This is a genomic window from Psychrobacillus sp., from assembly GCF_032154225.1.
Taxonomy (GTDB): domain Bacteria; phylum Bacillota; class Bacilli; order Bacillales_A; family Planococcaceae; genus Psychrobacillus.
Genome location: NZ_JALDYF010000006.1, coordinates 34,325 through 49,747 on the forward strand (window position 1 = coordinate 34,325; position 15,423 = coordinate 49,747).

At 38.8% G+C, this 15,423-nt stretch carries 15 protein-coding genes; 14 read left to right on the forward strand and 1 reads right to left on the reverse strand.

Annotation, left to right across the window (positions count from 1 at the left end; all coding sequences use genetic code 11):
- Positions 1-2 precede the first annotated feature (2 nt).
- The 12 genes from walK to RUH95_RS10045 all read left to right on the forward strand — a co-directional run bounded on the left by walK (position 3) and on the right by RUH95_RS10045 (position 12,143).
- Complete coding sequence (gene walK / locus RUH95_RS09995; protein ID WP_313892723.1) at positions 3-1,826, forward strand: cell wall metabolism sensor histidine kinase WalK; 1,824 nt, start codon at positions 3-5, stop codon at positions 1,824-1,826.
- Entirely contained in the window at positions 1,817-3,163 is a 1,347-nt protein-coding gene (locus tag RUH95_RS10000) for a YycH family regulatory protein (RefSeq protein ID WP_313892724.1), read from the forward strand. The genes walK and RUH95_RS10000 overlap by 10 nt, the downstream gene beginning before the upstream one ends.
- The gene (locus tag RUH95_RS10005; RefSeq protein ID WP_313892725.1) at positions 3,150-3,956 is read left to right on the forward strand and encodes a two-component system regulatory protein YycI; all 807 of its coding nucleotides are present in this window, start codon (positions 3,150-3,152) and stop codon (positions 3,954-3,956) included. The genes RUH95_RS10000 and RUH95_RS10005 overlap by 14 nt, the downstream gene beginning before the upstream one ends.
- Positions 3,957-3,968: 12 nt before the next feature.
- Positions 3,969-4,757 carry an MBL fold metallo-hydrolase gene (locus tag RUH95_RS10010; RefSeq protein WP_313892726.1) on the forward strand — a complete coding sequence of 263 codons (789 nt, stop codon included), beginning with the start codon at positions 3,969-3,971 and terminating at the stop codon, positions 4,755-4,757.
- Positions 4,758-4,913: 156 nt separating this feature from the next.
- A complete protein-coding gene (locus tag RUH95_RS10015; RefSeq protein WP_313892727.1) occupies positions 4,914-6,119 on the forward strand; it encodes a S1C family serine protease in 1,206 nt (401 codons plus the stop codon).
- Positions 6,120-6,287: 168 nt separating this feature from the next.
- A complete protein-coding gene (locus tag RUH95_RS10020) occupies positions 6,288-6,455 on the forward strand; it encodes a CxxH/CxxC protein (protein ID WP_313892728.1) in 168 nt (55 codons plus the stop codon).
- A gap of 87 nt (positions 6,456-6,542) precedes the next feature.
- Positions 6,543-7,022, forward strand: coding sequence for a 23S rRNA (pseudouridine(1915)-N(3))-methyltransferase RlmH (gene rlmH / locus RUH95_RS10025; protein WP_313892729.1), 480 nt, complete (start codon positions 6,543-6,545; stop codon positions 7,020-7,022).
- Positions 7,023-7,445: 423 nt separating this feature from the next.
- Complete coding sequence (locus tag RUH95_RS21520; protein ID WP_397469493.1) at positions 7,446-7,676, forward strand: hypothetical protein; 231 nt, start codon at positions 7,446-7,448, stop codon at positions 7,674-7,676.
- A 284-nt stretch (positions 7,677-7,960) separates the two neighbouring features.
- Positions 7,961-8,905 carry an ABC transporter substrate-binding protein gene (locus RUH95_RS10030; protein WP_313892730.1) on the forward strand — a complete coding sequence of 315 codons (945 nt, stop codon included), beginning with the start codon at positions 7,961-7,963 and terminating at the stop codon, positions 8,903-8,905.
- A 151-nt stretch (positions 8,906-9,056) separates the two neighbouring features.
- Positions 9,057-10,646 carry a helix-turn-helix domain-containing protein gene (locus tag RUH95_RS10035; RefSeq protein ID WP_313892731.1) on the forward strand — a complete coding sequence of 530 codons (1,590 nt, stop codon included), beginning with the start codon at positions 9,057-9,059 and terminating at the stop codon, positions 10,644-10,646.
- 161 nt (positions 10,647-10,807) lie between these two features.
- Positions 10,808-11,845, forward strand: a complete 1,038-nt coding sequence (locus RUH95_RS10040) for an NAD(P)/FAD-dependent oxidoreductase (RefSeq protein ID WP_313892732.1) — start codon at positions 10,808-10,810, stop codon at positions 11,843-11,845.
- 82 nt (positions 11,846-11,927) lie between these two features.
- A complete protein-coding gene (locus tag RUH95_RS10045) occupies positions 11,928-12,143 on the forward strand; it encodes a hypothetical protein (RefSeq protein WP_313892733.1) in 216 nt (71 codons plus the stop codon).
- Positions 12,144-12,688: 545 nt separating this feature from the next.
- On the opposite strand, the gene RUH95_RS10050 is transcribed toward RUH95_RS10045, so the two are convergent.
- The gene (locus RUH95_RS10050; RefSeq protein WP_313892734.1) at positions 12,689-13,444 is read right to left on the reverse strand and encodes an SDR family NAD(P)-dependent oxidoreductase; all 756 of its coding nucleotides are present in this window, start codon (positions 13,442-13,444) and stop codon (positions 12,689-12,691) included.
- Between the two features lie 185 nt (positions 13,445-13,629).
- On the opposite strand from RUH95_RS10050, the gene RUH95_RS10055 reads away from it, so the two are divergent.
- Together RUH95_RS10055 and RUH95_RS10060 are read left to right on the forward strand one after the other, a co-directional pair.
- Entirely contained in the window at positions 13,630-14,283 is a 654-nt protein-coding gene (locus RUH95_RS10055; protein ID WP_313892735.1) for a TetR/AcrR family transcriptional regulator, read from the forward strand.
- A gap of 355 nt (positions 14,284-14,638) precedes the next feature.
- Positions 14,639-15,319 (forward strand): Dph6-related ATP pyrophosphatase, encoded by a 681-nt coding sequence (locus RUH95_RS10060; RefSeq protein ID WP_313892736.1) that lies wholly within the window; start codon positions 14,639-14,641, stop codon positions 15,317-15,319.
- The last annotated feature ends 104 nt before the right edge of the window (positions 15,320-15,423 follow it).

Below are 15,423 nucleotides of genomic sequence, written 5' to 3' on the forward strand. Positions count from 1 at the left end.
GAATGCAAAAGGTTGGCTATTTTAAATCGATACACGTTAAAATTGTGCTCATTTATGTCTTATTAATCATTATTGCTATGCAAATTATTGGTTTATACTTTGTACGTGGGCTAGAGCAAACATTGAGAGAAAATTTTCAACAGTCTATCACGGATAGAGTAGACTTGCTTGAATTTAGCGTGAGAGAAGAAATCTTGAAAATACGACATGAAGGAGACGCAACTGTAGAGCAAAGTTTGCGTTCTATTTTGTCTGGATTAAATTCGTACGATATAAAAGAAGTTCGTGTTATTGATGAGAGATATCAAATTCTCGCAACCTCTGATATTAATAATCAATCAATTGTTGGACAAAGGTCGATTGATGAACTAGTAAGAAAGTCTATCACTGCCGAAACTGTCTTTGATAACATTTATCGTGATTCTAAAACAAAAAATAGGGTTTGGATATTAGCGACACCCATTGTTTCACAAGGAAACGTAATAGGAACACTTTATATGGAATCGAATATAGAAAATGTCTTTGGTCAAATGAATGAGATTAATCAAATTCTCGCAGGTGGAACTGCAATAGCACTCGTGATTACGATTGTACTTGGAATATTGATCGCTCAAACAATTACCCGTCCGATTTCAGATATGAGAAGGCAAGCACAAGCGATGGCAAAAGGAAACTACTCAAGAAAAGTACGGGTATATGGAACGGATGAAATTGGACAGCTAGCGATAGCCTTTAACCACCTAACGAACCGTTTGCAGGAAGCCCAATCAACGACAGAAGCAGAACGAAGAAAACTCGCATCGGTTTTGACCAACATGACAGATGGTGTAATTGCAACGGATCGTAAAGGAAGAGTTATCTTAATCAACGATCCTGCACTTAGATTATTAAGGATTCCTAGAGAAATGGTTTTAAATAGACCAATTATTTCTGTGTTAGGCATTGACACTTCACTTTCATTTGAAGATTTAATACATTCAAAGGAAGCAATGACACTTGATTTTAGTACGAATGAAAGACCGTTTATATTACGAGCAAACTTTTCCGTTATTCAAAAAGAAACAGGTTTTGTAAATGGACTAATTGCAGTTTTACATGACAACACAGAACAAGAGAAAATAGACATGGAGCGTCGAGAGTTTGTAGCAAACGTTTCCCATGAGCTACGAACCCCACTTACGACAATGAGCAGTTATTTAGAAGCGCTTGCAGATGGTGCCTGGAAAGATGAAGAAATTGCACCGTCATTTTTACAGGTAACGCAAACTGAGACGGAGCGAATGATTCGACTTGTAAACGACTTACTTCAGTTATCGAAAATGGATAGTAGAGATTATGAATTAAATCGTGAAATTGTGAATTTCAATCAGTTTTTTAACCGAATCATTAATAGATTTGAGCTATCTAAGCCACAGCATGTAACTTTTCATCGAATGCTTCCTGAAACACAGTATCTTGTAGATATTGATACGGATAAGCTGACGCAAGTAATGGATAATATTATTTCAAATGCGTTAAAGTATTCACCTGACGGAGGAAATATTCGGTTTGGCATAGTCGTGAAGGATAGCTTATTGAAGGTTATGATTTCAGATGATGGTTTGGGAATTCCAACCGAAAATGTAGATAGAATTTTTGACCGTTTTTACCGAGTAGACCGAGCGAGAGCAAGATCAATGGGAGGCACTGGTCTCGGCTTAGCAATTGCTCGGGAAATGATAGAAGCACATGGGGGTTCCATTTGGGCAGAGAGTGAAGAAGGACATGGAACAACTGTATTCTTCACTCTTGAAATTGAAATGGATGAGGATGGTGAGTGGGATTGAAGTATATTGAACAAGTAAAATCGGTCATTTTACTCATGCTTGTCCTACTAAGCCTAACACTTACTTTTACCATTTGGACATATTCACCAACATACGATACGAATGAAACTCCTATTCTTGATATTTCGATTGCAGAAAAAAGGAGAATAGAGGATGTTGTAAAACCTTACCGACTTTTACTTAGCCAGGATGAAAAAATAACTGGATCTGCTAGTTCGGGTAATATTGATCAGGTACTCAATCTAATGAAGTCATGGGAAATACAAACGGTACAGTTACAGGACAGTGAGGCGACCGAAGAGGAGATAAATGAGTATATTACATCTCCTGGTCGAAGTACTTTCTTTTTCACTACCGATGTACCAATCAAAACATATAGTAATGTACTTACATTTGCGAATCATAATTTGCCAGATGCAGGATTTGATCGACTAGTGTTGGAGTGGAATATGCCTGTTGTTGGAGATGAAATAGCAGTTACAGACGAAATGAAGCTGTATTTTATAAGTACGATACAACGAAAAGTGTACTCAGCCGTTGTTGATAAAGTCGATAAAGAAGGTTTTTCCAATCGAATTTTAAAGCCTGCGCTTAACTTTTCTGAGTATCATGAAATTGTAAAGGAAGGGAAGCTTTCTTTATTTGTTTCTAATAATCCAATAGATGCAGTAACGCATACGTACTATTTAGGCGAGGTTGCACCAGAACGCTTTAAAGATGCTTTGTTTAATAACCCTAGTCTTGTGCGAAGTAATCCGGTAGGGACAAATATACAAGAGTTTACTGACGATAGTACATTAATGAAAGTAGATTCTCTAACGAAAAAGTTGAGTTATGTTCACCCGGCTTCTGAGAGCGAAAACTCAAGAACACCAGCAGAGCTTATTCAAAGTAGCTTGAACTTTGTGAATGAGCATAATGGCTGGACGGATGATTACAGGTATAGTCGTATGAACCCGAAGGATCAACAAGTTGACTACCAGCTCTATTTTCAAGGATTGCCAGTATTCAGTAATGATACCGCTACAGAAATTACGCAGTATTGGGGTATTAACAGGGTGTACCGATATATTAGACCATACTATGCTTTGGATACTTCTCTTTCTTTAAGAAAGAGGGAAATGCAGCTTGCCTCTGGACATGCCGTATATGATATACTGGCGAGTACTCCTGATTTTGATATAGATTCTGTAGAAGAGCTAAAAACGGGCTACTATTTGTCACAGTCACAGGGAAATCAGCTTAATCTAGAACCTTCTTGGTACTATTTGTTGAATGGAACTTGGAATAGAGTATCTCCGGAAACACTAGGAGGTGGCAATTTTGGATTGGAATAAAACAAAGACAATATTCATCATTGTGTTTTCTGTTTTGAATGTATTTTTATTTTCCCTTTATATAAATAGATACAATGCGGCATTGGAAGTAGTAGAATTGAGCGATACACCAATTGAGGAACGTCTGTTACTCGATAATATTACAGTTCCAAAAATGGATACGGTTATTCAGGAAGCTGCCTATGTTTCTGGGAATGTTCATTTATTTGAACCGACGGAACTAGAGGAGATTCAAAATCAAGAAATAGAATTGAAGGAAGGCTATCTTTTAAGTGGAACATTTAAGGATGCTCTCCAAATTACAGAAGAAAATACGTTAGAAAAATTAGTGCGTGACAACGTGTTTAAAGGATCTACTTATAAACTGTGGAAAAAAGATGAGGAAAATCAGTCAGCTATATTTTTTCAATATGTGAATGATCGATTAGTCTACAACAATCAAAATGCAAAAATTATTGTATACTGGAATGATGAAAAAGAGCTTATACGATACGAACAAACTCTTCTAGATAATTTAGAGGACTTTAAAGAATCCCAAAGCTTGTTGTCACCTATGCAAGCTATTAAAGTATTATACAAACGAGCATTATTAAAACCAGAGTCAGAGGTAAAAGAGATTAAGCTTGGATATTCTACCCTTGCCCAGTTAACGGATACGCAAGTGTTTGCACCAACTTGGCATATATTAGCGGAACTTCCAGATGGAACTTTAGAAGATTACTTTGTCAATGCAGTAGAGGGCAGGATTATTGAAATTCCAAAAGAGGCAGAAGCAGTAGAAGTAGAAGAGTAAGGAGTTTTAAACATGAGGTTTAGTGTATTAGCAAGTGGCAGTAGTGGAAATGCTATTTATGTTGAAAATGACGAGCATTCATTTTTAGTTGATGTTGGTCTTAGTGGGAAGAAAATGGAGCAGCTTTTCAGTGAAATTGATCGAGATATAAAAAAACTTTCTGGTATTTTCATCACTCATGAACATAGCGACCATATTAAAGGATTGGGTGTTCTTGCAAGAAAGCATGGACTACCTATTTATGCAAATGAAAAAACCTGGATGGCAATGGACCCGCTAATAGGAAAAGTGCCGGTAGAGCAGCGATTTCAATTTGATATGGAAACAACGAAAGCATTTGGATCGATTGATATCCAATCATTCGCTGTTTCTCATGACTCAGTAGATCCTATGTTTTATATCTTTCATGAAAATGATCGTAAATTAGTGTTAATCACAGACACAGGGTATGTTAGCGATCGTATGAAAGGTCATATTAAAGGAGCAGACTCGTTTGTTTTTGAGAGTAACCATGATGTGAGCATGTTGCAAATGGGTCGTTATCCTTGGTCTGTTAAGCGAAGAATACTAAGTGATGTGGGGCATGTATCGAATGAAGACGCAGCTGTTGCAATGAGTGAAGTTGTGGATAAAAAAAATACGAATATATACTTGTCTCATTTAAGTACAGATAATAATATGAAGGATCTTGCACGTATGAGCGTTACACAAACGCTACAGTCTTGCGGCATTATTGCAGGAGAATATGTACATCTTCATGATACGGATGCAAACAGACCTACTGAATTAGTTCTTGTTTAATAGATGAAATGAAGTCTCAAAAGCTATTGTAGCTTTTGGGACTTTTTTAATTTCATCTATGTTTTACCTAATTTTTAATTAATTTTCATCTAATTTTAATGTGGATTGGGTAAATTAAAAATACAAACATATATGTAAGAAGAAAGGGAGATGGAAATGGATAATTCAAATATTTATGGTCCACAAGAAGAACCAAAAAAAGAAAAAAAGCGTGGATTTGCAGGTTATTTCTTTAGTGGGTTAGCAGGAGTAATGATAGGGGCTTTGCTTGTTTGGTTTTTATTGCCGTCTGTTGTAACGAATTTACCGACGGACAATCAAACAGAGTCAGTTAAAAAACCTACTCAAACGCAGCAAGTTTCTGTGGATATTTCAACGGAGGTAACAGATGCTGTTGAGAAAGCAGCGGGTGCTGTCGTTGGTGTATCGAATATTCAATCTGTAACAGACTTTTGGAATAGTTCGGAATCTACAAAAGAAGCGGGAACTGGATCAGGTGTTATTTATAAAAAAGAAGGCGGAAGTGCTTTCGTTATTACGAATAACCATGTAGTAGAAGGTGCAAAGAAGTTAGAAGTCACTTTTACTGATGGAACAAAAGTGGATGCAAAAATAGTAGGTAGTGATATTTGGACAGATTTAGCGGTGCTCGAAATAGATGCTAAAGGAGTAAACTCAGTTATTGAATTTGGGGATTCAGACAGCTTAAAGCAGGGGGAAAGTGTTATAGCAATTGGTAACCCGCTAGGACTTGATTTTTATGGATCGGTAACAACGGGAGTCGTTTCTGGTAAAGACCGAGCGATTCCAGTAGATTTAAATAACGATGGAGTTGTTGATTGGCAAGCAGAGGTTTTACAAACGGATGCGGCGATAAATCCAGGTAATAGTGGTGGAGCTTTAGTCAATTTGGCTGGACAGTTAATTGGTATTAACTCGATGAAAATTTCTGAATCTACAATTGAAGGTATTGGATTAGCAATCCCAGTAAATTCAGCAATCCCAGTTATTGAGGATTTAGAAAAATACGGTCAAGTAAATCGACCATCTATGGGTGTAACGTTAATTGATGTAACAAATGTTCCTGCATTCCATCAAAAAGAAACATTAAAATTGCCTGAAGAAGTAAATACAGGTGTAGTAGTAGATGAAGTTGTTGCCAATTCACCAGCTGCAATTGCAGGAATGGAATCGTATGATGTTATCGTTGAAATGGACGGGAAAAAAATAGATGATATGATTAGTTTGAGAAAACATCTGTATAATGAAAAAGAAATTGGGGATGAACTAAAAGTAAAAGTGTATCGAAGTGGAAAATTAGTAGAGCTGACACTTACTTTAGTTAAAACGGATACACTATAAGTGCTGTGGATAACTTTTAATTGTAAAGAATAGATTTACACAACGAGTAGGAAAAGAAAAGCTTGTCTTTCCTACTCGTTTTTCATTTGGTAAAATAGATTGTGGATAAGAATGAATGATTTGTGTATAACTTATTGAATTATTCGTAAATATTAAGGAGGTTAAAAAGTGAGAATATTCAGTTGCGAAACCCATATTAATCATGCTTTAGACATGTTTGTTGCAGAGGCTAAAACGTTTCCAAACATGGATAAACTAAAAGATGATGAAAAGTTATCCACAAACTGTACATACTGTGAAGAAGCTGCTATATATATTGTGGCGGATGAAGAATAGAACACAATATGTAGATAAACACTGTGGATATGTGGATAAACCATGTGTATAACTTGTTTGTAAATAGAATGTAAAGGTGGATAACCTGTGAATATTCAAATTATCTCAGTCGGGAAATTGAAAGAAAAGTATTTAAAAATGGGGATAGAAGAATATACAAAGCGATTAGGAAGTTATGCAAAGATGGATCTAGTCGAGGTGCCTGATGAAAAAGCTCCAGAGCAGCTAAGCCCTGCTGATATGGAAATTGTTAAGAAAAAAGAAGGAGACCGCATCTTAGCAAAAGTTGGTGCGGACACATACGTAATCGCACTTGCGATTGACGGAAAGATGAAATCTTCGGAAGAACTTGCAAGTGGCATAGAGTCATTAATGACTTACGGCAAAAGTAAAATTGCATTTGTTATTGGCGGTTCTCTTGGTTTACATGATGACGTATTGAAACGGTCAGATGAAAAACTGTCATTTGGTAAAATGACTTTGCCACATCAGTTGATGAAGTTGGTGTTGGTGGAGCAGGTTTATCGTAGTTTCAGGATTATGAAGGGTGAACCGTACCACAAGTAGGGACAATCTTTTGTTTTTTGAAAGAATCTCAAGTTCTGGAGGCTCTAAGAATAATATCATTTTATTTATCTTGTGTTTTTTTGATGGTCTAACCGTTATTATCAGATATTCTATATGGAAAATTTCAAAAGCAGTGTAATTGCTTAATTAGAGGAGAAGGTATTAGATATTTTTATCTAATACCTTGTTTTTTTATGATAAGGAAGTAGAGATTTCTTATTCCATTAATGGGTGGAGCAGGTTAATGAAGTTAACTCAATTATGGTCGTTTTAAATTTCAATCTTGACTATATTTCAAGTTTTGTCACAGGTGATGGGGTGTGAACCTTACAATACTGCTGGTGTACTATCTTAGTTGGAATAGAAGATAATGGTGAGATAACTCGATGTGATGATTATGATGAGTAGAATATTGTTGAAAGTATTTATGACAAGACTATCCCTAAGCCTTTTACTAATATTGATGTAATAAGATTTGACGATAGAAGTATTCTAAAAATCAAAATTGAAAAGTCTCTAGAAATTGTAGCCACTTTAAAAGGTGTTGTATATAAAAGATTAGGGAAAAATACAAAACCATTTTATCCATCAGAATATACCTCATTTGAACCGTTCCTTGATGGACATCAAGCCCAGCCCACCGCTCAAGAATAGATTTTATCTTGGTTCATGAAGAGTATTGAAGAGTTTAGAAAAATTAAAAAAGCTATGAAAATTTTCATCAGAGCCAGTAACCAGGTCGGGGATTATGAATGTTTCATTGTTTTTCATTAGTAAGGAAGTGACGAGTTTGTATAAAGTCGGTTGTAGAGAATGTGTATTGAACTCGAAATCTAATTTGGGGTACAATCTACTCAAGAGAAATGATAATGATTATCATTATTAATAAATAAATTGTTTTGCTACAAAACATAAAACTTATGGGAGTGAATTTAATCATGGCAAGATCGGCATTTATGAAAACAGGATGGATATTCCTTATAGCGGCAGCAATGATTGCGGTGACAGGTTGCAGCTCAACAGGCGAAGCTCCGCCCCAGATGGAAACGCACGTCGTAACCGATGGCTTCGGAGAGGTAGAGATTCCGACAAATCCGAAGCGAGTCTCAGCTCTTTATCGTGAAGATTATTTGGTTGCGCTTGGGGTAACGCCTGTTGTGCAATATTATAACCCGATGTGGGGCAAGCAGGATTATTTGAATCTGGAAGTGCCGTTGTTTGACGTGACCGGCAGTATCGAAGCCTTGCTTGTGTCCGAGCCGGACTTGATCATCGGTGCCGGAGAAGTCGATGCAGAACAATACGAGCTCTATTCCAAGGTTGCACCGACGTTCCGCTTGCCGGACGACGTACTTGCGGATTCGCGTAAAACATTGACCTTAATGGGCGAATTGCTTGGTCTCAGCGACAAGGCGGAGCAGGTTCTTGCTGATTACGAAGCCCGTATTATCGATGTGAAGGCGAAGCTGAACACAGCGATTGGCGATGAGAAGCTTGTTGTTCTGCGGATGAACGTCGTAGACAAATCCATTAATATTTTCGGCATTCATAACACGTTTGTTGGACAAATCTTATATGAGGATCTTGGGCTGAAGGCGCCAGGGTTCGCCGAGGCAATGACGGAGGGCAATATCGTCTTGTCGAAGGAGGTCGTTCCGGAGCTTGACGCGGACCATATTATTTTGATTCCATCCAACGGGACGTGGGAGGAAGAGAGTAACGCGAAAGCACTTGAGGAAATGAAGGCAGATCCGTTATGGCAGACCGTTCAAGCATTTAAGAACGGCCATGTATATCCCGTAGAGAGATCATATTGGCAGACGGGAGCGATTACGGCCAACGGGTTGAAGATGGATGATTTACTTCGATTGCTGGCTTCTTAGTAGGAAATAAGAATGATTAAGTTCATTGGCGGGACTCATCGCCATAATCGAGAAAGAGCCGCTTTTCAACGAAGGTTGATGGGCGGCTCGTTTTGATTTACACTATATTAATTGAGAATGAATATCAATTGAAAGGCGGTTGTTAGTAACGATGGATATTGAACAGCGCAAACAAGCTCGGACTGCTCCTTTTGTCCAATATGTATTGCAATCTATCCGTTTAATCGTTGCGGGCGAGCAAGCAGAAATGAGTGATTTGGATGGCGACGATAGAAACGATATCGATAGTTTTGAACTGCTCATTATAATGAACGGGACTGGACAAGGAAAATGCTATTTGCAAGGGCCTGGAAGGTCTTTATCTATTGACCAAGAGCTTATTAGCTGCAGCTATTACAGAGTATGCTTCACAACGAGCGGTTATAATACAGCTTCGAGCTTGCTACCGGATAAGCAAGAGCTTGCCTGTGCACCCTTTGCGAAGACGAGGGAGTTGCTTGATGAGTTATATGGGCTTCGCGAGGCGAGCGATGAGATCGAGCTGTTCCAACGATTTGTGAGATTTCAAGAGCTGCTGCTCTTTCTATTCCGCCAAAATATACCTATAGCCGAGGATAAGGGAACGGATATCGAGAAGCATGGGGTAGAGCTTAGTATACGGCATATTCATCAGTATTACCGTGAGGTTCTGACAGTGGAGGAATTGGCTTCCCTTGCAGGTATTGATCGCTGGAAGTATACCCGTCTGTTCAAAGAGGCTACGGGTCAAGTACCGCTTCAGTACTTGAATGAAGTACGGATTAATCAAGCCAAGAAGTGGCTGGCAAGCGCGGATGACAAGTTGCTCGATATTGCACTGAATACAGGTTTCAACAATGAGTATTATTTCAATCGTCGTTTCAAGCAGACGGTAGGCATATCACCAGGACACTACCGTCGTGGCCGCAAGGGACAGCTTAGAGTAGTAGCACCGTATTTGGAGGATTTCCTAGTCGCGCTGGATATGCAGCCTATCGCCCAGTATTGGCATGCAAAATGGGGAAAACAAGACTATCTAGGCTTAAAACATATTCCCACGTTTAACGAGAGCAATGGCAACTTTGATGCACTTTCCGATTATAAGCCGGATTTGATATTGCTTATGGATCGTTACGAACAACAGCAATATTCTCAGTGCCGACGCATATCCAACACCTGCATCCTGCGTGAGCAGACAAATAATTGGCGTACGCTGCTGCGTACTGTCGCCGATTATTTCGGTCGGACGGAGCTGGCAGACGATGCTATTGCAAATTATGATTTCAAAGCACGGAGCGCGAGTCATAGGCTTAGTCAAGTTATGAAAAGTGAAACGGTCGCTTTTTTGCGTATCTCGGCGGACCATATCATCCAATATACGGAAGAAGGGAAAGGCTTCGTTTCCACTGTTCTTTATGGAGATGTTGGATTGCGCTCCCACTCTGCAGTAGGTGTAGCTTCAAAAGCGAATAGGCCGGGCATGTTCAATCTCTCTGTAGAGGATCTGAGTACGTTATCCGCGGATCATCTGTTTATTACTTTTGATAAGTGGCATAGCCAGGCAGAAGGAAAGGAGAGGGAGCTGTTGGAGCTGCCAGAGTGGTGTGATCTGCCCGCTGTACGAAACAACCGCGTTTACGAGGTTGATTTTCTAACTTGGATGAATAACGGAATTATTTCCAACGGCAAAAAAATCGATGATATACTGCGATCGTTAGCTTGATTTGGTTTTGCTTGCGACTGAAAGGTCTGCATCCTCCATTTTGTATAAAGCAACCATCGATTTTGTCCATTGTTATTGTCACGTTACCGAAGCTACAATTATGTTGATAATGATTATCATAGCGCGGGCGTTATATGAGTCGGCTAGAGGAGGACATCGAATTGACTGAGCAGCTTGAATTATACGATGTGACGATTATCGGCGGTGGTCCTGCGGGAATGTATACTGCTTTTTATAGTGGAATGCGCGATTTAAAGACGAAGCTAATAGAAGCGAAAGAAGAGCTGGGCGGGCGGATGCTTATTTATCCTGAGAAAATGATTTGGGATGTTGGGGGAGTTGCGCCAGTCCTGTGCGAGAAGTTAATCGCCCAATTGTCGGAGCAGGCGAAAACGTTCGATCCGACGATTGTATTCGATCAGCACATTATCGGATTGGAGAAACGAGCTGATTCGACGTACATTCTGGAGGCGGCAACGGGGGAGAAGCACTGGACACGTACGGTCATTCTGGCTATCGGTCGCGGCATTCTGCGAATGGCGAAGCTGGAGCTGGAAGGGGCTGAGCGCTATGAGGTATCCAATCTGCATTATACGGTGCAGGAACTAGAGCCTTTTAGGGGGAAACGAGTACTTATTTCGGGTGGAGGAAACTCTGCTGTCGATTGGGCAAACGAGCTGATTTCCATCGCTGCTCAGGTCACAGTCGTACATAGGCGCGACCACTTCGGCGGACATGAGAAAAACATTGTTAGAATGAAGGAGTCTTCTGCCGATGTATTTACGCCATATGAAGTCACGCAGTTATACAGCGGCAACGGAAAGATGATTGAACGGGTGACGATTACTCATATCGAATCAGGAGACTCGCGTGAGTTGGAAATAGACGAGGTTATCGTTAACCACGGGCTGAAGTCAGATTTTACAGGTATCAAGGATTGGGGACTGGATATGGACGACTGGAACATATTCGTCAGCCCAAGACTTGAGACGAACTTGCCGGGTATCTTCGGGGCTGGCGACTTCGTCAATTACGAAAGCAAGCTCAACCTCATTGCCGGGGCGTTCACGGATGCAGCCTTAGCGCTTAACAGTGCCAAACGGTACATGGATCCAGAGGCGCCGAGAATGGCTTATGTATCGTCGCATAACGAGAGATTTAAAGAACGAAACAAAGGGCTTGGCGTATCCGATGAATAGCATGGTCTACTATCATTAGGACGGATGAGGAATCTTTTCTACTTTCATATGGTGTATAAGAGATTAGGCTGGAGGTGGAATAGTGCTCGCAACTATATTTATTGCCCCGATAATCAGCGTATTGAGATCCATTGAGTCGATTCTTTCGAATGCACTTAGCGAGAGCAGCTTTGTCGTTGTTGCGGCTACTTTTATCCACCTCAATGATCATATTCACGATATTGGAAAGCACCTCATCCAAGGTATGCAGCCAATCGGTGTATTTTTGCAAGCTTTCAAAGAGGCTGCCAACCAATAGGTAGGCGGATATACGGAGAAATTTAGAGCTGAATCAACCCCTACATATTTCAATGCATTGATCTAGTTAATAAGTGAGTAAACTCAGCATTTCAAATAACTACCCATCTTACGACAAACATTCAAGCACTTTAGCTACAATCAAGACAAGAGCAGTCCCATCATACTAAATAAAGTCTAATAACTAAAGAAGGTATTGTTAATCAAATCTACTAGGGGCAATACCTTCTTTGTTATATAAATGACTCTCCTTGCCGGTGCCTTCAAGTCTGACTGGCACGGCAACTGTGGGACAGGTGGAAGGATTCTAAACAAATTTGTTGCTCGTGTTCCTGTTGGGACACGGGCTTATTTGTAACTGCCATTGAAGGCAGCCAAAAGAGTGCCCCTTAAAATTCACTGTTAGGATGATACGGTGAACCTTACCATAAGTAGGTGAGGCTTTATCGTCTAGATGAAGTAGTATAAACATCATAAAAAAACGAAGGGAATCGGATATATCCAACACCCTTCGTTTTTTCTATTACAGCATCTTTGTGTAAAAAATTAATGTAAAATAGAGCCACCGTCGATAATTAATTCAATTCCAGTAACAAATTTAGATTCGTCAGAAGCTAAATATAGAACTCCGTATGCGATGTCAGAAGGTTTGCCAAGTACATTTAGAGGGATGCCAGCTAATGTCATTTCTCTTACTTCTTTATTGCTAGTAAACATCTCAATCATTGGCGTTTCAATTGTACCAGGATGAATCGAGTTAACTCGAATATTATATTTTCCATAATCTAGAGCCACATTTTTAGTCAAAAGTCGAAGCCCACCTTTTGAACTGTTATAAGCGGCATTACCTACTCCATTAATACCTGAAAGTGAAGAGATATTAACAATACTACCGCCACCAACTTTTTTCATCTCAGGAAGGACTGCTTTGATACCTAAGTATGGACCTTTTGTATTTATATCAAGAATTTTATCCCAAGTAGCTTCATCCAGATCTTCAATAGTTTGAGTAATTAAACCAGTAATACCCGCATTATTTACCAGAATATCAACTTTTCCAAATTCCTGCACAGCTGTTTCGACAACCATTTTCCAGTCATCTGCTGATGTTACGTTATGTTTTATAGCGATAGCGTCTCCACCATTTGCCTTAATCTCTTGCACAACAGTCTCTAATAACTCGAATTGTACATCCGTTGCGATTACTTTTGCCCCTTCTTTAGCAAATAATCGTGCTTCTTCTGCACCTTGTCCACTAGCTGCCCCTGTAATAATAGCTACTTTGTTTGTTAATCGTGTCATCGAAATCTCTCCCCACCATATATTTGTAATTGTAGTGATAGTTAAGCTATCATCACTATAGTGATAGTATAATAATAGTTTTAGTAAATGACAATTAAATAGTTTTGTAATTCCCCAAATTGACGGTTTTAGGGTTATTTGATAGCATCATTAACATTAATGAAGTTGGAATGGGAGCTGTACATGTGAATCCTCAAGATAGATGGGAACAGGAAAGAAAAGAAGGAAAAAATAAACGAATGCAGAGTATTATTGAGGCCGCAGGAAGGGTTTTTAGTAGAAAAGGCTTTGAAAAAACTACGATGCAGGATATTGCGGATGAAGAAAATATTGGAGTTGCAACAGTTTTCCGCTACTTCCCTAAAAAGGATAATTTGATTGTAGCTGTGGCGGTAAATATTTTGGAAGGATATTTAGCTATCTTTCAATCGGTTGCTTCTATAAATGGTACATGTCTTGAAAAAATTGAAAAGCTATTTGATCATTTTATTTCGGATGTTGAACCAGAAAATGTCGAATACACTCAGTTGCTTGAAGCGTTTGAAAGTTATGCTTCTACCTCACTTGGGGAGCTTAGTAATTATCAGGATTATATTGAAGTCCGGAAAAAAATAGTGGATGCATTATCAATTATAGTAGAAGAAAGTATGCAAGACGGTTCCATTCAATCGGATAACTCAATCAAAGATGATTTAGCTACTGTAATAAATGCTTTCGGATTATTTTCAAGAAAGCTTTCGTTATTTAAAAGGATTCCCTTTTTAAATGATGATTTAGCGCCAGGTGATCAGTTAGCTATCATAAAGAAGATTTTCATGGATTATATTAGAGCAAAATAATAAGGGCCATGCAGTAAATAGGCTAAAGACATAAAAAAGAGGCGATTGGTTCGATGGAAAATCAAACAGACTTCCTAATGTATCAAACATCTAAATAAAATATCAGTATTCATATAAAAAAGGTTTTCGGTTAAGGGGAACTTCTTGGAGAAGAAGTTGTTAAGTGCTACTTAATAACTGCAGCAGCGACGTAATATAGGTTTTTTAGAAACTAAAAATGATAAATAACATTAAAAAGTGGGGAAATAGTGAATAGATTCCCTGCTTTTTATTATGGATTTATTAGTGATACAGTTATAAAAAAGAGGAAGGGGAAGCTACTTTTTTTAATATTTTGAGTAGCCGTGATATAAAAATGAAAAACTGGATTGATGGAGCAAAAAATAAAAAATTCATAGCATCATATAGCGGGGGGAAAGACAGCACTCTAGCGCTGTACAAAGCTATGCAAGAAGGTACTGCCATAGGAATTATTGTAATGATGGAGGAAAACGGTGAAAGATCAAGATCACATAGTCTGATTCCATCGGTGCTTAAAGCACAAGCAGAATCAATAGGACTTCCACTTTACACAGGGGCTACAACATGGGCAGGTTATGAAGGAGTATTTGTAAAGCTACTAAAAGATGCGAAAGAATTAGGTGCAGAGGTACTTGTAACAGGTGATATTGATGTACCAGAAGAAGATTGTTGGCATGAAAGAGTCACAAGCAGTGTAGGGCTTGAACTTGGTATGCCGCTTTGGCAAAAAGGACATAAAGATGTAGTGGAGGAGTTTATACATTTAGGCTTTGTAACAAAGGTAGTGACAGTTAATTTAAAAAAGGGAATGAAAGAAGAGGATCTTGGACGTGTTCTTACTTTAGAGTATATGAAAGAGTTAGAGGAAAGAGGTATCGATCCTTGTGGTGAAGCAGGAGAGTTTCATACCACAGTCATAAGTGGACCGCTATTTAAACAAGATTTAAAGGTGAAAAATGGTGAGATTACTTCAGATGGTGATTACAAGTATCTGACATTAGAATTAGATAATTAATAGGCTGAAATAACTTTATTTGAAGATGTAAGAGAAAGCATGACATAAGTAAAGCCTGCTCTTTAACCACAAAAAAATTTATTAAAGTCCATTATCACTATAAC